Origin of the sequence: Arabiibacter massiliensis (assembly GCF_902386925.1) — a bacterium.
Lineage (GTDB): Bacteria > Actinomycetota > Coriobacteriia > Coriobacteriales > Eggerthellaceae > Arabiibacter > Arabiibacter massiliensis.
Genome location: NZ_LR698996.1, coordinates 965,216 through 986,881 on the forward strand (window position 1 = coordinate 965,216; position 21,666 = coordinate 986,881).

Annotated in this window: 23 protein-coding genes; 15 read left to right on the forward strand and 8 right to left on the reverse strand. The window is 69.2% G+C overall.

Annotated elements, in window-relative coordinates:
- Positions 1-34 precede the first annotated feature (34 nt).
- From FX134_RS04205 to FX134_RS04270, 14 genes are all read left to right on the forward strand, one after another.
- Entirely contained in the window at positions 35-775 is a 741-nt protein-coding gene (locus tag FX134_RS04205; RefSeq protein WP_080798041.1) for a Fic family protein, read from the forward strand.
- Between the two features lie 10 nt (positions 776-785).
- Complete coding sequence (gene nth, locus FX134_RS04210) at positions 786-1,448, forward strand: endonuclease III (protein ID WP_080798044.1); 663 nt, start codon at positions 786-788, stop codon at positions 1,446-1,448.
- Positions 1,449-1,556: 108 nt separating this feature from the next.
- Positions 1,557-2,702 carry an aldo/keto reductase gene (locus FX134_RS04215; RefSeq protein ID WP_080798046.1) on the forward strand — a complete coding sequence of 382 codons (1,146 nt, stop codon included), beginning with the start codon at positions 1,557-1,559 and terminating at the stop codon, positions 2,700-2,702.
- Between the two features lie 21 nt (positions 2,703-2,723).
- A complete protein-coding gene (locus tag FX134_RS04220) occupies positions 2,724-3,389 on the forward strand; it encodes a hypothetical protein (protein WP_080798049.1) in 666 nt (221 codons plus the stop codon).
- A 360-nt stretch (positions 3,390-3,749) separates the two neighbouring features.
- Complete coding sequence (locus FX134_RS04225) at positions 3,750-4,505, forward strand: vWA domain-containing protein (RefSeq protein ID WP_080798051.1); 756 nt, start codon at positions 3,750-3,752, stop codon at positions 4,503-4,505.
- 30 nt (positions 4,506-4,535) lie between these two features.
- Positions 4,536-5,471 carry a protein phosphatase 2C domain-containing protein gene (locus tag FX134_RS04230; protein ID WP_080798053.1) on the forward strand — a complete coding sequence of 312 codons (936 nt, stop codon included), beginning with the start codon at positions 4,536-4,538 and terminating at the stop codon, positions 5,469-5,471.
- Positions 5,468-7,003: a hypothetical protein gene (locus FX134_RS04235; protein ID WP_080798058.1), complete on the forward strand. Its 1,536-nt coding sequence runs from the start codon at positions 5,468-5,470 to the stop codon at positions 7,001-7,003. Before FX134_RS04230 ends, FX134_RS04235 begins: the two co-directional genes overlap by 4 nt.
- Complete coding sequence (locus tag FX134_RS04240; protein ID WP_080798061.1) at positions 6,996-7,751, forward strand: transglutaminase domain-containing protein; 756 nt, start codon at positions 6,996-6,998, stop codon at positions 7,749-7,751. The genes FX134_RS04235 and FX134_RS04240 overlap by 8 nt, the downstream gene beginning before the upstream one ends.
- The gene (locus tag FX134_RS04245) at positions 7,721-8,383 is read left to right on the forward strand and encodes a hypothetical protein (RefSeq protein ID WP_080798063.1); all 663 of its coding nucleotides are present in this window, start codon (positions 7,721-7,723) and stop codon (positions 8,381-8,383) included. The genes FX134_RS04240 and FX134_RS04245 overlap by 31 nt, the downstream gene beginning before the upstream one ends.
- A 40-nt stretch (positions 8,384-8,423) precedes the next feature.
- A complete protein-coding gene (locus FX134_RS04250) occupies positions 8,424-8,915 on the forward strand; it encodes a hypothetical protein (protein ID WP_080798066.1) in 492 nt (163 codons plus the stop codon).
- 15 nt (positions 8,916-8,930) lie between these two features.
- The gene (locus tag FX134_RS04255) at positions 8,931-10,148 is read left to right on the forward strand and encodes an AAA family ATPase (RefSeq protein WP_080798068.1); all 1,218 of its coding nucleotides are present in this window, start codon (positions 8,931-8,933) and stop codon (positions 10,146-10,148) included.
- Positions 10,149-10,195: 47 nt separating this feature from the next.
- A complete protein-coding gene (locus FX134_RS04260) occupies positions 10,196-11,233 on the forward strand; it encodes a hypothetical protein (protein ID WP_080798070.1) in 1,038 nt (345 codons plus the stop codon).
- 57 nt (positions 11,234-11,290) lie between these two features.
- Positions 11,291-12,352 (forward strand): hypothetical protein, encoded by a 1,062-nt coding sequence (locus FX134_RS04265; protein WP_080798072.1) that lies wholly within the window; start codon positions 11,291-11,293, stop codon positions 12,350-12,352.
- 275 nt (positions 12,353-12,627) lie between these two features.
- Positions 12,628-13,167: a CarD family transcriptional regulator gene (locus FX134_RS04270; protein ID WP_080798077.1), complete on the forward strand. Its 540-nt coding sequence runs from the start codon at positions 12,628-12,630 to the stop codon at positions 13,165-13,167.
- Here the strand turns inward: FX134_RS04270 and FX134_RS04275 are convergent.
- The 3 genes from FX134_RS04275 to FX134_RS04285 form a co-directional block, all read right to left on the reverse strand.
- On the reverse strand, positions 13,164-13,682 hold the full coding sequence (locus FX134_RS04275; protein WP_080798080.1) for a flavodoxin domain-containing protein: 519 nt from the start codon (positions 13,680-13,682) through the stop codon (positions 13,164-13,166). The genes FX134_RS04270 and FX134_RS04275 overlap by 4 nt on opposite strands.
- Positions 13,679-14,290, reverse strand: coding sequence for a TetR/AcrR family transcriptional regulator (locus FX134_RS04280; protein ID WP_080798083.1), 612 nt, complete (start codon positions 14,288-14,290; stop codon positions 13,679-13,681). The genes FX134_RS04275 and FX134_RS04280 overlap by 4 nt, the downstream gene beginning before the upstream one ends.
- Before the next feature lie 262 nt (positions 14,291-14,552).
- On the reverse strand, positions 14,553-14,975 hold the full coding sequence (locus FX134_RS04285; RefSeq protein ID WP_080798087.1) for a DUF488 family protein, N3 subclade: 423 nt from the start codon (positions 14,973-14,975) through the stop codon (positions 14,553-14,555).
- A gap of 259 nt (positions 14,976-15,234) precedes the next feature.
- On the opposite strand from FX134_RS04285, the gene FX134_RS04290 reads away from it, so the two are divergent.
- The gene (locus FX134_RS04290) at positions 15,235-16,911 is read left to right on the forward strand and encodes a putative bifunctional diguanylate cyclase/phosphodiesterase (RefSeq protein WP_080798090.1); all 1,677 of its coding nucleotides are present in this window, start codon (positions 15,235-15,237) and stop codon (positions 16,909-16,911) included.
- On the opposite strand, the gene FX134_RS04295 is transcribed toward FX134_RS04290, so the two are convergent.
- From FX134_RS04295 to FX134_RS04315, 5 genes are all read right to left on the reverse strand, one after another.
- Positions 16,892-17,905, reverse strand: a complete 1,014-nt coding sequence (locus tag FX134_RS04295) for a sensor domain-containing diguanylate cyclase (RefSeq protein ID WP_080798093.1) — start codon at positions 17,903-17,905, stop codon at positions 16,892-16,894. The genes FX134_RS04290 and FX134_RS04295 overlap by 20 nt on opposite strands.
- Before the next feature lie 232 nt (positions 17,906-18,137).
- The gene (locus tag FX134_RS04300; protein WP_232050836.1) at positions 18,138-18,650 is read right to left on the reverse strand and encodes a hydrogenase maturation protease; all 513 of its coding nucleotides are present in this window, start codon (positions 18,648-18,650) and stop codon (positions 18,138-18,140) included.
- A 2-nt stretch (positions 18,651-18,652) separates the two neighbouring features.
- A complete protein-coding gene (locus FX134_RS04305; RefSeq protein WP_080798097.1) occupies positions 18,653-19,081 on the reverse strand; it encodes a viscotoxin-A3 in 429 nt (142 codons plus the stop codon).
- Positions 19,082-19,308: 227 nt separating this feature from the next.
- The gene (locus tag FX134_RS04310) at positions 19,309-19,995 is read right to left on the reverse strand and encodes a cytochrome b/b6 domain-containing protein (protein ID WP_080798101.1); all 687 of its coding nucleotides are present in this window, start codon (positions 19,993-19,995) and stop codon (positions 19,309-19,311) included.
- 1 nt (position 19,996) lies between these two features.
- On the reverse strand, positions 19,997-21,661 hold the full coding sequence (locus tag FX134_RS04315; RefSeq protein WP_080798105.1) for a nickel-dependent hydrogenase large subunit: 1,665 nt from the start codon (positions 21,659-21,661) through the stop codon (positions 19,997-19,999).
- Positions 21,662-21,666: the final 5 nt, after the last annotated feature.

Consider the following 21,666-nt stretch of genomic DNA (forward strand, 5'->3'; position numbering starts at 1 on the left):
GCCGCACCGCCGCCGCACATCAAGGGAGTCTTCCATGAAGATCAGCGCCTCCGAGTTCAAGGTGCTCAAGATCACGCCGAACTCCGCTTACAACGGCATCTTGCTGGAATTCCTCTTCCACTCCAACAAGCTGGAAGGCTCGACGTTCAGCGAGGACGAGCTGGTCAAGCTGGTGGAACACGGCGTGGTCGAGGGTAGCCACACGCTCGACGACGTCATGGAGACGAAGAACTCCGTGGAGGTGTTCGACTACACCGTCGACACGCTGGGCGAGCCGATCGACCGGGACCTGCTCTTCGCCATGAACGAGATGCTCTTCAGGGGCACCACGGAGGAGGCGAACGGCTTCTCCGGCCATTTCAAGCAGATCGCGAACCGAATAAGCGGCTCGTCCGTGCAGCTCGCCCTGCCCTCTGACATCCCCACGGCGATGCCGGAGCTTTTGGAGGCCTACGATCCGAGGGCCATGACGTTTCAAGACATAGTCGCCTTCCACTCGCGCTTCGAGCATCTGCACCCGTTCCAGAACGGCAACGGCCGCATCGGGCGGTTCCTCATGCTCAAGCAGTGCATCGAATCAGGCATCGACCTCATCGTGGTGGACGAGGAGTTCGAGAAGCCGTACAAGGCATGGCTCGAGGTCGCGCAGACCACCGGCGATCCCACCTACCTCGAGCAGACCCTGGCCGACTGCCAGCAGCGCTTCGACGAGAAGATGCGCGAGCGCGGCGTCGCGCGGCTCATCGACGATCTGCACCGAACGAATCTGGACTGAAGGAGGCCCCATGCCGCGCGAGACTATGACCGCGAAGCGCGAGCGCGCGCTGGAGGTGGCGCGCCGCATGAACGAGCACTACCCCGCCGCCGAGTGCGCGCTGCACTACTGGGGCGACCCGTTTCGCCTGACCATCGCCGTACTGCTGAGTGCGCAGACCACCGACAAGGGCGTGAACAAGGTGACGCCCGCGCTCTGGGAGCGCTACCCCACCGTGGCCGACCTCGCCTCCGCTGACGTGCGCGACGTGGAGGACATCATCCGCACCATCGGTTTCTACCACACGAAGGCGGCGAACGTCATCAAGTGCGCGCAGATGGTGGTGGCCGACTACGCAGGCGAGATCCCGCGCGACATCGACGAGCTGCAGAAGCTGCCGGGCGTGGGCCGCAAGACGGCGAACGTGGTGCTGAACGAGGCGTTCGGCATCGTGGAGGGCATCGCGGTGGACACGCACGTCTTCCGCATCGCGCACCGGCTGAAGTTCGCGGGCCCCTCGGCCGACACGCCGGCGAAGACCGAGACGGCGCTGCTCAAGCTCTACCCGCGGCAGTGGTGGGGGCCCATCAACCACCAGTGGGTGCTCTTCGGCCGCGAGACCTGCATCGCCCGCAACCCGAAGTGCGGGACATGCTTCATCTGCGACCTCTGCCCCACCTGCGGGAAGGCGTAGAGGCGGCGGCACTGCTGTGAGCGCGCTTCCGTTTTCCTTGACTTGGAGTACGCTCCATGTGGTTCAATGGTCGCAGACGTTGAAACCTGCGAGGAAAGAGGGGCGCGCATGCGCTATCGGGAGCTGGGCCGCACGGGCCTTGAGGTGAGCGAGATCGGCTTCGGGGCCGAGTGGATGGAGAAGAAGCCGGCCGCGGAGGTGAAGGCCGTCGCGGACGCGTGCGCTGCGGCCGGCATCAACATCCTCGACTGCTGGATGGCGAACCCGGAGGTGCGCAGCAGCCTGGGCGCGGCCATCGCGGGCGATCGCGATCACTGGATCATCCAGGGCCACATCGGCTCCACCTGGCAGGACGGCCAGTACGTGCGCACGCGCGACATGGGCCTCGTGCGCCCTGCGTTCGAGGACCTGCTCGCGCGCCTGGGCACCGACCACGTGGAGCTGGGCATGATCCACTACGTGGACGACGCCGACGAGTTCCGCGCCATCATGGACGGCCCCTTCCTCGCCTACGTGCAGAAGCTCAAGGCCGCCGGCACCATCCGGCACGTGGGGCTTTCCACCCACCGCCCCGACGTGGCGAAGCTCGCGGCGCTCTCGGGCCAGATCGAGGCCATCATGTTCAGCGTGAACCCGGCCTTCGACCTCTTGCCCGCCACCACCAGCTTGGACGACGCGTTCACGTTCGACTATGACGACGCGCTGGTCGGCATGGATCCGGCGCGCGCCGAGCTCTACGCGCTCTGCGAGCGCGAGGGCGTGGGGCTCACCGTGATGAAGGGCTACGCGGGCGGACGGCTGCTCAGCGCCGAGGCGTCGCCCTTCGGCGTGGCGCTCACGCCCGTGCAGTGCCTCCACTACGCGCTCACCCGCCCCGCCGTGGCCAGCGTCATGGTCGGCTTCGACTCGCCCGCCCACGTGGCCGATGCCGTGGCCTACGAGAACGCCGACGAGGCGGCGCGCGACTACGCGAGCGTGCTGGCCGGCGCGCCGAGCCACGCCTACTTCGGCCAGTGCACCTACTGCGGCCACTGCGCGCCGTGCCCGTCGGGCATCGACATCGCCATGGTGAACAAGCTCTACGACCTGGCCGCCCTGCGGGAAGGCGACGTGCCCGCCAGCGTGCGCGCCCACTACGAGGCCCTCGACGCCCGCGCCGAGGACTGCATCGCCTGCGCCGACTGCGAGTCCCGCTGCCCCTTCGGCGTGCCCGTGGCCGAGCGCATGGCCCAGGCCGCAGAGCTGTTCGCGTAGGCGCGGGATCAAGGTGCGGGCATGAAGAAGCCATTCGTCGTCGACAGGGTCATGATCGTCGTCGCGGTCGTCCTCGTGGCGTGCCTCGTCCTCGCCTTCCAACGCCTCTTGCCCGAAACCGACGTCCAGCTCGGCCCGCCGCCCGATGTCCCGGTCGCCGGCGGCCAGACGTATTCCCACGCCGGCGTGACGGTGACGGTCCCGCCGGCGTGGAGCGGCATGATGGCTACCCCGGATACCTCCGGCAGCTCAGATCCCATCGAGATGCTATTCCTGGAAACCGAGTTCGAAGGCGTGTCCGTCACGCTCGACTACGACCACGCGAAGCTCATCCCGCTCGACGCGACGCTCGGCTCTTCCGACAGCGGCTACAAAGGCCGCAGGCTCGGACGGCTGCTGCGCGAGCTCGAGGAGCAGCTCAGCGACGACCGGGAGAAGGAGGTCACCTTCTATGACGCGGTCAGGAGGCAGTCCTACCCCCTTACCGTCGGAGGCCTCGAGGGGTACTGCTTCCGCCCCGCCACCCCCGAGGGCGTCGAGTACGGCTTGAACATCTTCGTCCCGTACGGCGACGGAAAGATGCTCTGCGTGTCGGGCATCTTCGACGACGCGCTCGGCGGGAAGGTGGGCACGCTGCTCTACTCCCCGTCCTTCCAGGCGTTCCTGGACAGCATCGAGTTCGTCTGACCGCGACGCCGCCCTCCGTCGCACGCCGGCTCCTGCAAAGTCCTCGAGTTTTGCACCCTTGCGTTCTCGAAACCAGTCGGAAAATGCAAGGTCGTCGAGTTTTGCACCCTCTTTTCGCGCTCGCTCGAAAGACACGATAATCGCGACCTGGGCTTTCGTCGTCGACGGCGCGTTTCCTGAAGCGAGAATCGCACTTCGAGGCACGCGCAAGGGTGCATAACTCGACGACCTTGCATTTCCAGCCGCCTCCGGCGCGCGCCGCCCCACAGCCGCCCCGGGCGCGCCCTTCCGCGGGCGCAGGGGCGCGTGGTTCCATGGTTCCAGCGGCAAACGGCCGCCACCCAGCCGAAAGGAGCCACCATGAGCCTGTTCAAGAAGCACGAAGCCCCCGTCGAGCGCCCGTCGCGCTTCGAGATGCCCGCCGTCGAGGCCATGAACCGCGAGCGCATGTCCGTCGCCATCGCGGTGGACGTGTCCAGCTCGCTGCCGCCCGAGGCCATGCGCAACGTCGTGGCCAACCTCAACCGCTTCAAGGGCATCGTCTGCCAGGACGAGAAGGCCGCCAAATGCGTGGATGTGTGCGTCGTCTCGTTCGCCGACCAGGTGAAGGTGGAGCAGGACTGGCTGCCCATCGCCGACATGCGCTCCTTCGAATTCGCGCAGGGCGGCTGCACCGACCTCGACGGCGCCGTGATGAAGGCGGCCGAGATGATCCGCGAGCACAGCCGGCGCTACGCCGAAGCCGGCATCGTGGAGAAGAAGCCCTACCTCATCGTCATGACCGACGGCATGGACACCGTGAAAGGCAACGTCGACGCGGCCGCCGACTACGTGGCGCGCCGCGAGCGCGACGGCAAGCTCAAGGTGTTCTTCCTCGGCTTCGGCGACTACGACCGCGCCACCGCCGCCCAGCTCACGGCCGGATCGGGATGCGCCGTGTTCGAGGTGGACAGCGGCAGCTACGACTTCACCGACTTCTTCGACTTCGCCGGCAACAGCGTGAAGGCCGCGAGCCTGAGCGCGCCGGGCGCGAAGCTGCCGCCGGTGAGCACCCCCATCAACACGCCCGCCAGCAACACGAAGGCCGTCAACCTCGACGAGTTCCTCAACCGCTAGCGCCCGCCGCGCCCGAGAGGAGGATCCGCCATGCTGCGCCATTACGCCGTAAGCCTGCCCGGCCCGTCCCACATCGAGAATGAAACCCCCTGCCAGGATGCCTTTGCCGTCGCGGAGGCGGGCGGCGACGTGATCGCCGCCGTCGCCGACGGACTGGGCAGCGAGTCGCACTCCGACCGAGGCGCCCGCGTGGCCGCCGACGCGGCCGTCGCCCACGTCGCCTCCGGCCTCGCCGCCTGCGCGGGGCCCGACGACGAGGAGGCGCTTCTGCGCGCGGCCTTCGGCGCCGCTTACGACGCGGTGCTCGACGAGGCGGCGCGCACGGGCGAGCCGCCGGGCGAGATGGACTGCACGCTCTGCCTGGCCGTATTCGACGGAAGCCGCGTCGCGTTCGGGCAGTCGGGCGACTCGGGCCTTGTCGTCGCGCACGCGGACGGCTCCTACGAGGCGCTCACGCGCATGCAGCGCGACGACGAGGGACGCGTGTACCCGCTGTGCTTTGCCGAGCGCTGGGAGTTCGACCGCTGCGGGGACGCGGCGGTCGTCCTGCTGTGCACCGACGGCGTGCTCGAGGGCATCGTCGCCCCGCCCATCCTGGCCAAGCAGGGGCTCGATCCCGTGGACGCGCGGCTCGCGCGGGGGTTCCTGCACCCCGTGTGCGAGGGCGCGGGCGCGGAAGCGCTCGAGGCCCTGCGCGCCGACGCGGAGGCCTACCTGGCCGCCTTCCCTGCAGAGCTGCTCGACGATGACAAGACGGCCGTGGTCGCCTTCGACGACGGGCGCCCGCCCGCCGAGCAGCCGCCCGCCTACTACGACGGCCCCGACTGGGAGGCCGTCCACGAACGGGCGCGCGCCCTCGTCTACGGAGAGCCCGCTCCCCCGGCGCCGGCCGCGCCGCTCGGACTCGATCGCCTGGTCGATCGCGCGCTTCGCCGCATCGGCCTCGGGAAGGCGAGGGCGTCATGAAGGCGCGCACCCGCACAGGAGCCCTGCTCAGGCTGGAGGAGCCCCCGCTGGGCAAGGGCGGCGAAGGCTCCATCCACCGCATCGCGGGCCGCCCCGGCGAGGTGGCGAAGCTCTACCTCGACCCGGCCGACGCCGCCAAGCGCCGCGAGAAGATCGAGGCCATGGCGTCGATCGGCGACGGCGTCGTGCGGCGGTTCGATCCCGGGACCGTCGCCTGGCCGCTCGAGGCGCTCTACGCCGACGACGGCTCGGGGCGCTTCGTCGGCTTCACGATGCCCGAGGTGCCCACCCCTATCGCCATCGACGCGCTCTACGAGTACCCGCCCGCGCCCGACGCCAACTTCAGCATGCGCGACAAGCTGGGCGTCGCGCAGGCCGTGGCCGACCTCACCGACGCCGCCCACCGGGCCGGCCAGGTGATCGGCGACTACAACGACAACAACGTGCCGGTGCTGCCCGGCTGCCGCGCGGCGCTCGTGGACGTCGACTCGTTCCACGCGACGGTCGGCGGCCGCACCTTCCCCTGCACGGTGTGCATGCCCGGCTACGCGGCGCCCGAGGTGCTGCGCAACATGCGCGGCTCAGCGTCCTTCGAGGCGTGCGCGAAGCCCACGTTCACCCAGAGGACCGACGACTGGGCGCTGGCCGTGCACGTGTTCCGCATGCTGTTCAACGGGGCGCACCCCTACCATTGCGTGCCGCTGCCCAAGGCGAACGGGTCGCTGCCGGCGGTGCTGCCCGTGGACAAGCGCGTCGAGCGCGGCGAGACGCCCTTCTTCGCGCGCGTGCCGGGCGCGAAGCTGCCGCCCTTCGCTCCCGACGTGGCCTTGCTGCCCTCCTACCTGCGAGAGCTCTTCGAGCGCGCGTTCGTGGCCGGGCACGCGGATCCGGATGCGCGCCCGTCGGCCGCCGAATGGAGCCGCGCGCTCGCGCGCTACCGGGCCGGCGTGCGGCAGTGCGGGCGCAACGAGGCGCACTGGTACGGCGCCCATCTGGACGCATGCCCCTACTGCGAGGCCGACGAGCGCGCCGGGCGGGCGCTTGCGAGAAGCGGGCTTCTGCGCGCGCCCTCGCCGCTTCCAGCCCCGCCGGCCCCGGCGCTTCCCGCCTCCGCAGCCGCCTGCGCGGCGCTCCCCGCCGCCCGCGCGTTCTCCTCGCGGCGCCTATCGCGGCGCGGCTTCACGGCGCTCTCCGTACTGGTCGGGGCGGCTGTTGGCACGGGCCTCGTGCTGCTCACGCCGTTGCCGTGCCTGCTCTTCGCCGCGCTGCTCGGCTCGTGGGAGCCGTGGATGCAGATGGCGGCCGTCGGCGCGGGCGCGGCGGGGTCGTGGGCCTACGCCGGCCGGGCGGCGCGCTCGGACTCATGGGCGAGCGGCCTGCTCGCCGCGGCGGCGGCCGTCTGCGGCATCGTCGTCGCAGCCCTCGCGCTCGCGCTTCTGTTTGCGCTCGTGGGCTTCGTGATGGAGGCGCTCTCGGGCATCCTGATGGGCGCGTTTTTGCTCGCCATTCTCGCGGGACTCCTCAATGGCTAGCGCCCGCGCCCTGCGCCGGGCCCTGGAAGGCGCGACGGACGGGATCGTGCGCCGGGCGCGAGGCGCGCGCGGCATGGACGCCGTGCTCATGCTGCACGACTGGCTGATCGGCCGCTTCTCCTACGGCGAGCTGCCCGGTGGGCTCGCCCACGAGGCGGCGGGGCCGCTGCTCCACGGCGCGGGCGTGTGCGAGGGCGCGGCGAAGGCCTTCGAGCTTCTGTGCGGACGCTGCGGCATCCCCTGCCTCGTGGCCATCGGCGCGTCCCGCGATCCCGCGAGGGGCGCCGGCTGGGAGCCCCATGCGTGGAACCTCGTCATGATCGAGGGGCGCGACGGCGCGCCGGGATGGTTCCACGTGGACGCCACCTTCGACGCCGCGCTCTCCACGACGGTCCCGCGCCGCGACTACCTCTGCCTCGGAGACGCCGAGATCGCCCGCGACCACCGCTTCGGCGCGGGAAGCCTCCCGCCCTGCCCGCGCGCCTGGGGCTATTACGAGAGCGTCGGGCGCTTCGCCGGCACGAGGAGCGCGCTTCTGCGCATGGCCCGCGAGGCCGGGCTGCGCGGGGAGCGGACCCTCGTGTTCCAGCTTCCCTTTCTCGAAGGCGCCGACGAGGCCTTCCTCGCGCGCATGGGATCCGAGGCCGCCCGCGAGCTCGCGGGGTGCGCGCCCGGACCGCGCGGCTTCACGCTGGCCTGCAACCCCTCCCAGATGACGTGCCAGGTGAACCTCGCGAAAGACGCCTGAGCGAGCGGAGCCCTCCCCCCCCCCCCGACCCCTTCGACGAGATCATCGACGCCCTCGACGGCCCCTCCCCCGGAGCCCCCGCGCCGCTCGAACCCGTCGACGACCGCCTTGCCGCGGACGCCGCCATCCAGGACGCCTTCGAGCGCCACGTGAGCCTGTTCGCCTGCGAGGACGGCACGTGGTCCGGCATGCCCTGCGCCTTCGGCTGCCGCTACGCCGAGATCGAGGCCGTCCGCGAAGGCGACCTCGTGCGCGTTGCCATCGACACCGGCATCCGCATCCCCGCAGACCGCCGCGCCGAGGCGAACAAGCTCATCATGCTCGAGAACGGCAGCTTCCGCCTGAGCGGATTCGAGCCCGTCGACGACTCGCGCGACGGCGCCGTCGTCTTCGCGTTCGACCTGGATGCGAAGCTCGTCGCGGAGGAGTACGGAACCGACCGGGCGGCCCATCCCGAGTCCGGGGAGGGCGGCCCGCTCGACGCCCTCGCCCGCCTGCTCAAGGAGCGCGACGAGGAGGGAGGGCTCAGCCTCTGCTTCGCGCTCGCCCTGAGCACCGTGCGCGGGTTCACGCCGAAGTTCAACGCCGTCGCCTTCGGCGGCAAGTCCGCCCTCGACGTCGCCGCCGCGTGACGCCCCCGCCCCCGTTCCCCGACCGCCAAAGGAGAGAACCATGACCGCTTCCGCATCGGACAACGCCGCGCCCGCGCGCGTCTCGTTCAAGACGTCCTCGCTCGAGCCGGGCGGCGATGCCCGCGCCTGGGGCTACCTCGACACGCGCCACGCCCGCGTGGGCGTCATGCTCCAGCGCTCGCCCCAGCCCCACCTTGCGCTCTACCCGCCCGTGCGCGTGCCCGACGGGCGGCTCGACGCCTTCCTCGACACGTGCCTCGAGCGCGCCCGTGAGAGCCGCGCGGAATGGGGGCTGCTCACGGTGGACCCCGCCGACGGCGAGGTGTCGCTGCGCATGAACCTCGCGTCCGGCGAAGGGGCCGAGATCGAGCGCGCCCTCGCGCGCGCCGCGGCCTTCCTCGACGAGGAGCACGTCGCGCTGGCGAAGGCATGCTTCGACGACGACGCCGACACCGAGCCCGACGATGAGGCCGTAGGCGGGCATTCGGGAATGAAGGGCCTGATCGAGCGTTGGCTCGGGCCGACGGAGTAGGAGAGGAGGCCGCCCATGGACGCCCGCAGCGCCATCGGCACGTTCTTCGAGGGGGTCATCCGCTGCCCCGACGCCTCGCCCGACCTGGAGGGCGTCGCCGCCACGGTGAACTTCCTGCGCGCAAACGACGTGATGATCGACATCGGAAAGCCCCGCCTCAAGGACGGCGCGGCGTGCCTGCCCTTCATCGTGAAGGAGCCCGAGAGCCGGCTCGTGCTCAAGGAGTCCGGAACGAAGCGCTCGGTGCTCATGATCAAGGAGCTGTTCGAGGGCTGCGACGTGTCCTATCGCGCGGCCGCGCCGAGCGTGCGCACGGCGCCCCTTCTCAAGGCGTGCACGCGCCTCGCCTCCATGAAGCCCGACGGCGAGTTCGCCGAGGCGGCCGACTTCGCCCCGCCTCCGGCCTCCGGCGCCGCCGACGGCGACCCCTTCGACGGCCTCGTGGGCATGGAGGCGCAGAAGCGCTCGGTGCGCGAGGTGGCCGACGCCGTATCCCGGCACGGCCGGCGCGTGCTGAGCAGCTGCCACATGGCCTTCATCGGCAACCCCGGCACCGGCAAGACCGAGCTCGCGCGGCGGCTGCTCGCCTACTGCGACCGCACCGGCGTCACAAGCGGCGCGGGCGTGTTCGTGCAGGCCGACGCCGCCAACCTCATCGGGCGCTACGTGGGCGAGACGCCGCGCCTCGTGCGCGAGAAGGTGCTGCAAGCCGACGGCGGCATCCTGTTCATCGACGAGGCCTACCGGCTGGCCGAAGACGGCCGCGGCGGCAACGCCTACGCCTACGAGGCCGTGAACGCCCTGGTGGAGCTGCTGGAGAGCCGCCGCGAGCGCTTCGTGTGCGTGCTGGCCGGCTACCCCGCCGACATGGAGCGGCTCTTCGCGATGAACGCGGGGCTGCGCGAGCGCATCGGCTTCCGCATCCCGTTTCCCGACTACGGCACCGACGAGCTGGCCGCCATCTTCGCCTCGTTCGCCCGCGCGAACGGCTTCGCCCTGGCCGGCGGGGCGCAGGAAGCGGTGCGCGAGGCGTGCCGCGCCCTGCGGGGCCTGCCCGGGTTCGCCAACGCGCGCAGCGTGCGGCGGCTGTTCGAGCGCGCGGTCATCAAGCAGGTCCGCGACGGGGACGGCCGCGCGGCCATCGAGGCGGGCGACGTGCGCGCGGCGCTGGCCGACCCGGACCTCTGCGGCGCGGACGGCCCGCGCGCCAACCCCGTGGGGTTCTCATCGTGAAGGAACATGCGATAATGAACGGGTCATCTTCGACAAGGAGGCACGACATGCCCACCGACCGCGGAAACCTCCTCGCGCCCGAGAAGGACGGCGTCGTCTACCCGCAGGTGTCCATCGGGCTTCTGCACGAGCTGGGCGCGCGCACCAGCTACAACAGCTGGGCCCGCATCAACGAGCTGCTGAAGCTCGGCGAGGACGGCCACAAGGCGGTGCTCGGCCGCAAGCCCGACCGGCGCAACGGCTACCCGCTCAAGTTCTCGAAGGAGACGTACCTCGACGCGCTCGACGCCATCGCCCTCGGCTACCAGAACGCGCTCGATCCCGCCGAGCTCACGAAGCGCTACCTCGACGAGGCGGGCGTGCGCATCAAGGCCATCGACGCCGTGTTCGAGGAGAAGGCCGCCACCTCCCTCGAGCAGTGGGACGCGAAGGCGGACGGCTGGTGGAACGCCGTCAAGAACGCCCTGTACTGCAGCTTCGAGTACGACAACCGCGCCGGCCGCGCGCCGAAGACGGCGGGCATGGGCGCGCTCGGCGGCCAGCGGCCCTCCCCCGTCGCGCACGAGCGGCCGAGCGCTCCGCTTCGCCTCGTGAAGGAGCTCGTCTTCGGCGACGGCGACGGGAGCGGCGGCCCGCTCGTGCCCGCGCGCCCCTCAGACGACGCCGCGTTTGTCGAGCGCCTGTTCCCGCCGGGATTCGCCGCCGCATCGGAGGAGGCCTTCGGCTGCGCACCGGCTGCGCTCGCAGACCGCGCGCCCGACGCCGCCCTCTCGTGCGCCGCCTACGAATACTTCGTCTGCGACCAGGGCCTGCGCTTCAGCGCCATGGCCCGGCGCTGCGAGGCCTTCATGGCGGCGGCCGACGGACCGGCCTTCTTCGAGCGCGCGGACGGGCTGCTCGAGGCGCTCGGGCGCGATGCGGCGCGCCCGGAAGACATCCGCCTCTCCCGCAGCGCCTTCCTCCGCTGCGCGGACGGCGGCGCGGGCCGGGGCCTGGCCTTCCTGCTGATGGGAAGCCTTATCGGCTTCGACAACCCGCGCCTCCTCGCGCAAGCGGCCGAGCAGCCCCTGGCGCGCAGACGTTGACGCGCGCGCCCAGCGAGGGCATAGTGGAACCGGACACCGATCGAGAAAGGAACGCGCATGGACGACGAGACGACCATCGAGGATGAGGACTTCCTGGAGGCGCTGCGCGGCGCCCTGCTCGGCGGCGCCCAAGCCGAGGACGACGAAGAGGGCGAGATGGACTTCGCCACCGTCGTCGAGGCGAACCAGGCCGTCGCCGGCCCGCGGGGCACGCTGCGCGGCGGCGCCTACGCGCGCGCGGTGGCTGACTGGCTGCTCGAGCACGGCGAGGCGTCGGGCACCGCGGACCAGTGGCACAACTTCATCACGCACTTCCTGAACGCGGACGACTACCTCTACGCGCTCAAGCTGGCCCGCAAGGCGCTCGAGGCCGCCCCCTACAACATCGACCTCCTCGGCGACGTCCTCCAATCGGCCGGCAAATGCGGCGAATGGGAGCTCGGCGAGCGCGTTGTCGAGACCGCCAAGAGCATCCCGCGGCGCTATTGGGACTGGTACCTCGCCATCTGGGCGAGCGAGTTCTACGTGAGCTACGCCGACGTGTGCCGCCCCGAGGAGCGCTCCGAGGCGCTGGGGCGGGGCCTCGAGATCATCCGGGAATGCCGGATGCAGTCGCCGCTCGAGGAGCGGCTCTACAACCAGGAGGCCGAGATCCTCATCGCCGACAACCGCATCGACGAGGCGCGCGACGTGCTGGAAAGCGCCATCTACCAGGAGCACGAGGCCAACGACGGCACGGCGTGCATGATTCCCGCGGCCCAGTGCTGCCTCACCTACCTCGACACCATCCTCTACGGCGTGAACGACTACGCCAAGATCATGGAGATCGCGCGCCGGGGCATCAAGAACGCCGCCGGCGAGAAGGAGAAGGTCAACACCGGCTACTTCCTCCTGCGCGAGGCGCTCGCCCTCGACGGATCGATCCACGAGGAGGAGGAGCGCAACCACGCCCGCGGCTTCGGCAACCAGGAGCTCGTGCGCCAGACGCTCGACACCTACGATCTGGCCTACAGGCTGAACGAGCGGAACGCGTCGTACCGCAAGATCATCCGCGAGCGCTACGCCATCCTCTGCGGCAAGAGCGGCATCGCCGACCGCCGCCTGCCCGAAGACGACTAGCCGCGCCCAGCGCGCCGCCCCTTTTGTCATCCTGAGCGGAGCGGCGCAGCCGCGGAGTCGAAGGATCCCGTGCGGTGCCAACTGGAAGCCTTCCAGCTAACGCCGCATGGGATCCTTCGACTCGCTTCGCTCGCTCAGGATGACAAAAGGGGCGCTTGCGGATGGGACGCGCCGGCGCCGGCTCGAATCTGCTATAATTGAACCGCTGATCTGCGACGTCCTTTTCCGACGCGACGGAACAACACCCCGCATACCCACCGACCATCGGAGGAACCATGCTCTCACCGGGAGACACCGTCGTATACCGCCACCACGTCTGCGAAGTGGCCGCCGTGCGCGAAGGCTACTTCGAGGGCCGCGACTACTTCGAGCTGCACGCCCTGTTCGAGAACGCGCTCAAGCTGTTCGTGGCCGTGGACGAGGCCGAGCCGCCCACGCTGCGCCCCGTCATGGGCAGGCGCGAGGCGCTCGCGCTCGTCGACTCCATCGCCGACGCCGACGGCATCGATGAGTCCGCGCTCAAGCCGACCGCCTCCACGCCCACGCTGCTCGAGCGCCGCATCAAGGAGGAGTACGACAAGCACTTGAAGACTTTCGCGCCCGAGGACCTCATCCCCATCATGAAGTCCGTGCACGCGCGCACCGTGCGGCGCGCCGACGCGGGCCGCCAGATCACCGCCACCGACAAGAAGTACTTCGACCTGGCCGGGGGCCTTCTGTGCGACGAGCTGTCGGTCGCGCTCGACATCCCGCGCGACGAGGTGAAGGACTTCCTGGTGGAACGCGTGAAGAAGGCCGAGGCCCGCCGCCGCTAGCCGCGCGCGGCGGCGACCACCGGCTCTATGGCGGCGCGGTCGGTGGCGTCGAAGCCGCCGCGCATGCCGGAGAGCATCTCGGCCGCGCGCGGGTCGTCGGCCGCCTGCTTCTCCTGCATCTTGAAGAACAGCTTCATGGCCAGCTTGTTCGGCAGGCTCAGGCGCTCGTAGGCGAACCCGCCGCGCAGGTAGAAGCGCTCCACGCCGTCGAACTCCGGCGAGGGGAGCTCCCGCGCCATCGCCTCGTCCACCATATCGGCCCACTCCGGCGGCGTCGCGCCCACCGCGAACGCGACGAAGCGCGTCTCGGGATGCTCGGCGCGGGCGCGGGCGAGCCACTTCTTGCCCACGAGTCCGCCCGCGTGGAACCAGCCGCCGAACACGACGACGTCGTGCTTGCCCGCGTCCGCCCGCTCCACCGGCACCGCCTCGCAGCCCAGCTCCTCCGCGATCCACTTCGCATAGCGCTTCGTGAACCCCGTCTGCGACGCGTACACCACGACGGCCTTCGTCATGACAGTCCCCCTTCGATCGAATGCGCGGCGTAGAACCGCCGCAGATGGTCGGCGATGAGCGGCTCGGCCTCGCCCCACGGAATCCCCGTCTCGAGCAGAAGGAACACCGGGCCGTAGAACATGCGGGCGAGCGCCGCCGCGTCGTCGAGCTTGAAGAGCCCGCGCGCCATGAGGCGCTCGAACACCGCGCGTTGGATGGCCTGGGGACGCTCGATGAACACGAAGCGGTACGCCGCGGCCGCCCGCTCGTCGGCGAACCGGCTCATGGCGAGCAGCCGATGCAGACGCACCAGGTCCTCGTCCTCGAAGAATCGGCGGAATCCCGCGAGCACCCTCCGCTCCACCTCCTCGATGTCGCCGGCGTAACCCGAGGGATCCTCGGTCGGCTCGAACATCACGCCCTCGTCCGCGAACGCCGCACGCGTGCGCTCGAGCTGCTCGGCCAGCACCGCGTCGAAGATGCCCTGCTTGCCGGGAAAATGGTTGTACAGCGACGCGTCCTTCACGCCCACCGCCGCCGCGATGTCGCGCACCGACACCGCATGGTAGCCCCGCTCCGCGAACAGCTCGAACGCAGCCGCGACGATGCGCTCCCTCGTATCCCCCATGCGCTCCTCCTAAAAACTAGCGATCGCTAGCCATTATACTAGCGTTCGCTAGTTTTGCAAGGCCTAGGTTGTCATCCTGAGCGGAGCGAACGAAGTGAGCGGAGTCGAAGGATCCCATGCGGCGCCAGCCGTAAGCGTCACTGCTGGCGCCGCGCGGGATCCTTCGACTCCGGCGGCTTCGCCGCCTCCGCTCAGGATGACAAGGGGAGATGCTCGCTCCGTTCGCTCCGCTCAGGACGACAACATACGACATAACGCCCTCCTACTGCGCCAGGAACTCCTCGAGCATCTGCTTGAGCACCTCCACGTGGGAGCGGCGGGAGCGCGTGGCCGTGCCCACGAGGGCCACGGAGGCGTACTCGCCGTAGCGGTCGAAGAACTGCGGCACCGCCTCGCGCTCGCGCAGGTCCTCGCGGTAGGCGTCGGCGTACGCGTCCCAGCCGAGGTTGCCGTGCAGGTAGCGCTCGAGCATGGTGGGCGCGGGGGCGAACAGCTTGTCGTGCGCGTAGCGCGCGTGCGCGACCTTCTCGACGAAGAAGGCCAGATCGTCGCGCTTCGTGAACCCGGCCAGCTGGTTCGTGTTCTTGAGCCTCGTATCCAAGACGAGGTCGGTCTTCCACTGCTCGAGGCAGTCGAAGAACCCCTCGGCCGACGTCTCGTACGCGCTGATGGTCTCGATTCTCATGGCAGGGCTCCTTCGGGGATGCGCGCCGCGACCTGCACGGCGCCGTGCTTTCGAGGGCACACGCTACCGCATCCGCGCCGCGCGGCCGGGCCTCGCACGCGGCTTGTGGGCCAACCGGGGGCGCGCCGTCACCCGCCTGCCACGCCCGCGCATGCGACCTGCCGATACGCATTCGATCCGCATTCGGTATTCCCCGGGCGGCCATTTGCGTTTACAATGACCCTCAACGAATAGCTCAATCACGAAACGGAGACCGAGCTTGAAAACCAACGAGGCACTCGACTTCTTCGAGCTCGACGCGCGCCTGTTCTACGATGCCGTCGCATTCAGCACCGAGGACTACCTCTACGTCATCGACATGCGGCGCGACCTCGCGCTGCTCTCGGACAACATGCGCGAGGACTTCGGCTTCGACGACAGCCTCATCCTCGGGCTCATCCCCGCGTGGCGCGAGCGCATCGTCGAGCGCGACCGCAAGCGCTTCGACGAGAGCATCGAGGACATGCTCTCCGGCAAGACGGACGTCCACGACATCGAGTACCAGATCCTCAACGCCAAGGGCGAGCGCATCTGGATCCTGTGCCGCGGCCTGCTGAAGCGCGACGCGCACGGCGAGCCCACGGTGTTCGCCGGCGTCGTCACCAACCTCGAGCGCAAGGGCAGGATCGACCCCATCACGGGTCTGTTCACGCACGACGAGTGCCTCAAGCTCATCGACCGGCTCATCGCCCACGGAGGCAGCGGCGGCGTCATGGTGCTCGGCCTCGACGACTTCTCGCGCATCAACTCGCTCAACGACCACGCGTTCGGCGACGGCGTGCTCAGGCAGTTCGCCCAGACCGCGCAGCGCGTGCTGCCCGACGACGCCTCGATGTTCCGCCTCGACGGCGACGTGTTCGCGGCGGTCGTCGACGGCGCGGGCCGCCGGGCGATGGAGGATGCCTACCGGTCGCTGCACATGGTGTCCAACCGCCCCCACGCCATCGACGGCACCCCGTACTTCTGCACCGCCTCCGCAGGCATCGCGATGATCGGCGAGGACGGGCGCACGGGCCAGGACCTGCTGAAGAACGCCGAGAGCGCGCTGGAGGAGAGCAAGCACCGCGGCAAGAACACGTTCGCGTTCTTCTCGTCGGCCATGACGCACGAGAAGCGCCGGCGGCTCGAGATCAGCGACCTCATGCAGCTGTCGGTGGTGGACGGCATGGAGCATTTCTCCCTGCACTACCAGCCCCTCGTGGACGCGCGCACCCTCGAGCTGGCCGGCGCCGAGGCGCTCCTGCGATGGGAGTCGCCCGAGCGCGGCAGCATCTCGCCCGTGGAGTTCATCCCCATCCTCGAGTCCTACGGGCTCATCGGGCAGGTGGGCGCCTGGGTGCTCGAAGAGGCGGTGCGCCAATGCGCCGCGTGGTCCGCACGGCGCCCGGGGTTCATCGTCAACGTGAACATCTCGTATCTGCAGCTGCTCGACGAGGGATTCGTGCCGCTGGTGCGCGAGCTGCTCGAGCGCTACGGGACGGATCCGCGCAGCATCGTGCTCGAGATGACCGAGAGCTACTTCGTCACGGACATGGAGGCGCTGCGCTCGACGTTCGGGGAGCTGCGCGGCCTCGGCGTGCGCATCGCCATGGACGACTTCGGCACGGGGTACTCCTCGCTCGGCCTGCTGTCGCAGTCGCCCGCCGACATCGTGAAGATCGACCGGCTGTTCATCCGCAACATCCACGAGGAGGACTTCAACCGTTCGTTCATCGACGCGGTGATAGAGCTCTGCCATAGCGTGGGCATCGAGGTGACCGTCGAGGGGGTCGAGCAGGCCACCGAGCTCGACGCGGTGCGCTCCATCGGCGCCGACTGCATCCAGGGCTTCATCGTGTCCAGGCCCGTGCCGGCGAAGCGCTTCGAGGAGCTGTTCCTCACGCCGCAGGCGTCTTGACGGGCCCCTCCACCGACTCCACCGGGGACGGCGCCGCCGAGCACGCCGGCAGGCTCGCGCGCTTGAACGACGGGCCGAGCACGTCGCAGGAAGCGGGATCGTCCAGGTCGCAGATGCGGTACGAGCTCTTGCCGGTGCGCTTGATGCCGTAGAGCGCTCGGTCGGCCGCGCAGTAGAACTCCTCCAGCGAGCGCTCCGTCGAGCCGAACGCCACGCCCACGCTCACGCTCACCTCCACGCAGCGCCGCGACAGCTGCTCCACGCCCGCGATCACGTCGTCGCAGATGCGGGTGGCCACGCACGCGCACGGCACGTCGGCGATGAACGCGGAGAACTCGTCGCCGCCCGCCCGGAACACGATGTCGCTGCGGCGGAACGACCGTTCGAGCAGCTCGGCGAACTCCTTGAGCACCATGTCGCCGCAGTGATGGCCGTGCTCGTCGTTCACCTTCTTGAAGTCGTCCACGTCGAACATGAACAGCACGCCCTTCGCGCCGGGCCAGCGCGGCGGCTGCGCGAGCGCCTCCTCCACAAGGCGGCGGCCCTGCGCCACGTGCAGAAGCCCCGTGAGCGGGTCGCGCGTGGCCTGGCGCTCGAGGCGGCTGTACTCCTCCTTGATCGCCCTCTCGAGCCGCGCCTGCTCGGTGACGTCCTGGGTCAGGCAGGCGCAGCGGCCCGCGGCGGGCCGGTAGGTGCTGATGGAGAAGAAGCGCTCCGTCGTCGGATCGCAGAGAGAGAAATGCTGCTTGGCACCCGTGAGGGCCGTCTCGGCCAGGATGCCGATCAAGTCGCGCCGCGCGCCGGGGTGGACGTCGAAGAACGAGCGCCCCTCCAAAGCGTCGGCGGGCGCGCCCTCGATGTCCGCAGCCATCTCGTTGACGCGCTCGTACACGAGGTCGACGGGCTCCCCCGCCTCGTCGAGAACCGCCTCGACCACGATGAGGGGGACGGGCAGCTCTCGAACGTACTCGAATTCTCCGCTTCGGTTCGACACGGTATCCCAAGCGCCTCCTCATATGGTGAACATCGGCAGAAACAGCGGACAGCATCGTATCTCATCCCGCGAAGCCGATAAAGCATTGTACCGGAGCATGGCCGATCCGCAACGTCGCCGTTGAAAAGCCAGGGAGCCCGCCCCCGAACCGAAGGGTAAATCCCTAACGGAATCGTGGGAGAGGGCGTGACAGGGGGACGTGACAGGGGGATATTGTCACTGATGACGCACCTCACGCGTCGCGGCGCTTCGGGGGGCAGCCGAGACGGGCGAGCTCGCCGGCCACCGTGTCCACCAGCAGCGGCAGCGCGTCGTGCACCTTCGGCGTGAGCCCGATGGTGGCCACGGCGGGCGAGGCGTTCTCCACCTGCATGCCCAGGCACAGCCCCTCGGCCTCGTAGCCCAGAAGCGTCGCGGCGTCGAACAGGTCCACCAGCTTGAGGTCGTGCAGCGACGCGGTGGCCCCCGAGTGGCGCGCCATGGCGTCGGGCGCGAAGCGGAGCACCGTGCCCGGCTCCTCGCCGGTGCCGTCCACCGCGTCCACCGTGACGATGACGTCGAATTCGCGCACGCGCTCGATCATGTCGAGGCTCAAGCAGCCCAGGTCGAACAGCTGCACGTTCTCGGGCATCTCGTAGCGCGCGCACAGCTCCTCGTAGGCGGCCGGCCCCACCCCGTCGTCCAGCATGAGCTTGTTGCCCACGCAGAACACCGCGATGGAGCGCGCCGCGCCCTCGGCGGCCACGGCTAGGCCCCCGCCGTCGGTCGGATGGCCAGGTTGTAGTACGTCGCGGCGGCCACCACCGCCAGCGCCACGACGACGCCGACGACGGCCCAGATGCGCTCGCGGCGCAGGTACTCCTCCTTGTCGCGGCCGAAGCCGGCGGCCCGGTGCGCCGCGAAGGGCTGCCCGATGAGCGAGAACGCCACCGTGCCCCCGATAAGCGTGACGAGCACCACGAGGCCCAGCACGATGGCGAGCGCCGTGCGCTCCATGATCGCGGCGTAGAAGATGTTGTCGGCGAACAGCCACACGGGGTAGAACAGGATGGAGGCCCAGAACCCGTGCGCGGGCCCCCAGATGGGCGGTATGAGGAGGGCCCCGATGTTGATGCGGGGAATGCCCTCGAGGAACTCCTCCTCGAGGGCTATCTGCTCGTCGGTCAATTCAGCCACAGTTCGCCGTCCTTTTCGCTCTGCGTGCGTTTCTCTGCCATTATAGACGAGGACCCCGCGCAGGCGGGGAAGGCTCCGCGAGCGGAAGGAGACGACAAGCAGATGCTGGCCATCGCAGGATCGCTGCGAGAGGGAAGCTACAACCGGCAGCTGGCCGACGCCTTCGTCGCCTTCATAGAATGAGGAAGGGCCCCGGAATCCCCGGGGCCCTTCGCAGATTCGAGCGGTTAGTGCTTGAGGTCGTCCTCGCCCACGATCGCGTGCTTCTCGGGATCGTAGACCAGGCCGCCGTGCTCCTTGCGGAAGAACATGAGCAGCGTCGGGGAGATGCCCTCGATGTTCGCCAGGTAGATGTGGATGAACATGAAGCAGATGAAGACGTACATCATGAAGTAGTGGATGATGCGCATCGACATGAGCCCGCCCACCAGATCGGTGCCCGCCGCGAAGAAGCCCACGTTCATCGTGGGGTTCCACAGGCACAGGCCCGTGTAGAACATCACGATGATGAGGATCGGGATGGCGAGGTAGCTGATCTTCTGGGGCACGCCCAGCTTGGCGGACAGCGGATGGTCCTTCTTCAGGAACAGATAGTACTTGATCCACTGGGCGCCCTGGTGGCGGTTGTCAGCCTGCGGCAGCCACGTCTTGTAGTCCATGACCTGCGAGCGGGTGCCGCCGGTGGGCGACGACTTCACGAAGAAGGCCATGGCCACGCGGGCGATGCAGTTGATGAACAGCACGAAGCCGCAGAACACGTGCACCCCGCGGGCGATGCCCATGAAGCCGCCCCAGAACGGGAAGTGGATGCTGAAGCCCGTGATGATGAGCAGCAGCATTGCGATGAGGTTCACCCAGTGCGTGATGATGAACGGCAGCGGATGGGCCTCGCGATAGTGTGCCAGATGCGCCATGTTACTTCACCCCCCAGGGGCTCGTGACGGTCTCGAAGCTCTTGCCCGTCGCCGGCTCGGTGATGTGCACCGCGCACGCCGTGCAGGGGTCGAAGCTGTGCACCGTGCGCAGGGCGTTGATGGGCTTCTCGATGTCGCCCACCGGGTTGCCGATGAGCGCCTGCTCCATCGGGCCGTGCTCGCCGTTGGCGTTCTTGGGCGCGAGGTTCCAGGTGGTCGGGATGATGATCTGGTAGCCCTCGATCTTGCCGTCCTTCACGCTCTCGGAATGGTAGAGCGCGCCGCGCGGGGCCTCCCAGAAGCCGGTGCCGGCGCCGGTGATGGTCTCGGGCTTGCGGAAGTACTCGCTGTCGCCGCCCTTGAGGGCCTCCATCAGCTCGGTCAGCCACTCCTTCATGAGGCCGGCGATGTAGAGCGTCTCGATCTGGCGGACGGCGGTGCGGCCGAGCGTCGACTGGGCGACGCCCACCTGGCCGGGAGCGCCGAGCGCCTCAAGCAGGCCGTTGACCTGCTCGACGATGAACGGCACGTTGCGCTTGTACGCGGCCAGCACGCGGGAGAGCCCGCCGGCCTCGTAGGGCTTGCCGTCGTAGGCGGGGCACTTGACCCAGGTGTAGCGGTCCTCCACGTTGTACTCGGTGTACTCGGGCTTCGTGGTGAAGTACGGGGACGTGAACGTCTCCTCGCCTTCGTACCAGGACGAGCCCATGTACTCGGTGATGAGGTTCTCCTGCACGTCGCTGATCTCGAGCTTGTCGTCGATGACGCCCATGGGCAGATAGCGGTTCTTCATCTGCTCGTTGTAGTCGGCGTAGTCGCCGGGGCCCTCGAACACGCCCCATGCCACGTAGCGGCCGCAGCCCTTGCCCCAGTTGAGCGCGTCGATGTAGTACGGCGCGATGGCCAGGGTGTCGGGGATCATCGTGGCCTCGACCCAGTCGTAGATCTCGTCGATGAGACCCTTGAGGTCGTCGAGCTTCTGATCGGTGGGCACGAACGCCGTGCCGCCCGGGATGAGCGTCATGACGTGGGGCATCTTGCCGCCGAGGATGGCGGAGATCTGCGAGGCCTTTGCCTGCATGGTGAGCGCCTCAAGGTAGTGCGCGGTGCAGATGAGGTCGAGCTCGGGGGGCAGCTGGTAGGCCGTGCCCTCCTCCGCGTCGAACCAGTTGCCCGAGAAGATGGACAGCTGGCCGTTGTCGGCGAACGCCTTCAGGCGGTCCTTGAGGGCCGCGAAGTCGCTGTTCATGGACGTGCCGGCAGCCTGCGCGAGATCGTAGGCGTCGGCAGCGTCGGCCTTGAGCGCATTCAGCGGGTTCACGTAGTCCAGCGCCGCCAGGTTGTAGAACCACAGGATGTGGCTGTGCAGGAACTGCGCGCCCTCGAGGAGGTTGCGGATGATGCGCGCGTTGTTCGAGATCTGGATGCCGTAGGCCTTCTCGGCGGCGATGGCCGAGGAGTGCGCGTGGGAAACCGGGCACACGCCGCAGATACGCTGCACGATCTGCGCGGCGTCCTCGGGCGTGCGGTTCTCCACCACCATCTCCATGCCGCGGAAGCAGCCGCCGGACACCCAGGCGTCGGAAACCTTGCCGTTGGTGACCTCCATCTCGACGCGGAGATGGCCCTCGATACGGGTGATCGGGTCGATGACTGAACGGGTCATGTAGG

Excerpts from the sequence above, each read along its gene's own strand:
- FX134_RS04205 (WP_080798041.1), top strand. The coding sequence starts at position 35 with ATGAAGATCAGCGCCTCCGAGTTCAAGGTGCTCAAGATCACGCCGAAC.
- nth (WP_080798044.1), top strand. The coding sequence starts at position 786 with ATGCCGCGCGAGACTATGACCGCGAAGCGCGAGCGCGCGCTGGAGGTG.
- FX134_RS04215 (WP_080798046.1), top strand. The coding sequence starts at position 1,557 with ATGCGCTATCGGGAGCTGGGCCGCACGGGCCTTGAGGTGAGCGAGATC.
- FX134_RS04220 (WP_080798049.1), top strand. The coding sequence starts at position 2,724 with ATGAAGAAGCCATTCGTCGTCGACAGGGTCATGATCGTCGTCGCGGTC.
- FX134_RS04225 (WP_080798051.1), top strand. The coding sequence starts at position 3,750 with ATGAGCCTGTTCAAGAAGCACGAAGCCCCCGTCGAGCGCCCGTCGCGC.
- FX134_RS04230 (WP_080798053.1), top strand. The coding sequence starts at position 4,536 with ATGCTGCGCCATTACGCCGTAAGCCTGCCCGGCCCGTCCCACATCGAG.
- FX134_RS04235 (WP_080798058.1), top strand. The coding sequence starts at position 5,468 with ATGAAGGCGCGCACCCGCACAGGAGCCCTGCTCAGGCTGGAGGAGCCC.
- FX134_RS04240 (WP_080798061.1), top strand. The coding sequence starts at position 6,996 with ATGGCTAGCGCCCGCGCCCTGCGCCGGGCCCTGGAAGGCGCGACGGAC.
- FX134_RS04250 (WP_080798066.1), top strand. The coding sequence starts at position 8,424 with ATGACCGCTTCCGCATCGGACAACGCCGCGCCCGCGCGCGTCTCGTTC.
- FX134_RS04255 (WP_080798068.1), top strand. The coding sequence starts at position 8,931 with ATGGACGCCCGCAGCGCCATCGGCACGTTCTTCGAGGGGGTCATCCGC.
- FX134_RS04260 (WP_080798070.1), top strand. The coding sequence starts at position 10,196 with ATGCCCACCGACCGCGGAAACCTCCTCGCGCCCGAGAAGGACGGCGTC.
- FX134_RS04265 (WP_080798072.1), top strand. The coding sequence starts at position 11,291 with ATGGACGACGAGACGACCATCGAGGATGAGGACTTCCTGGAGGCGCTG.
- FX134_RS04270 (WP_080798077.1), top strand. The coding sequence starts at position 12,628 with ATGCTCTCACCGGGAGACACCGTCGTATACCGCCACCACGTCTGCGAA.
- FX134_RS04275 (WP_080798080.1), bottom strand. The coding sequence starts at position 13,682 with ATGACGAAGGCCGTCGTGGTGTACGCGTCGCAGACGGGGTTCACGAAG.
- FX134_RS04280 (WP_080798083.1), bottom strand. The coding sequence starts at position 14,290 with ATGGGGGATACGAGGGAGCGCATCGTCGCGGCTGCGTTCGAGCTGTTC.
- FX134_RS04285 (WP_080798087.1), bottom strand. The coding sequence starts at position 14,975 with ATGAGAATCGAGACCATCAGCGCGTACGAGACGTCGGCCGAGGGGTTC.
- FX134_RS04310 (WP_080798101.1), bottom strand. The coding sequence starts at position 19,995 with ATGGCGCATCTGGCACACTATCGCGAGGCCCATCCGCTGCCGTTCATC.
- FX134_RS04315 (WP_080798105.1), bottom strand. The coding sequence starts at position 21,661 with ATGACCCGTTCAGTCATCGACCCGATCACCCGTATCGAGGGCCATCTC.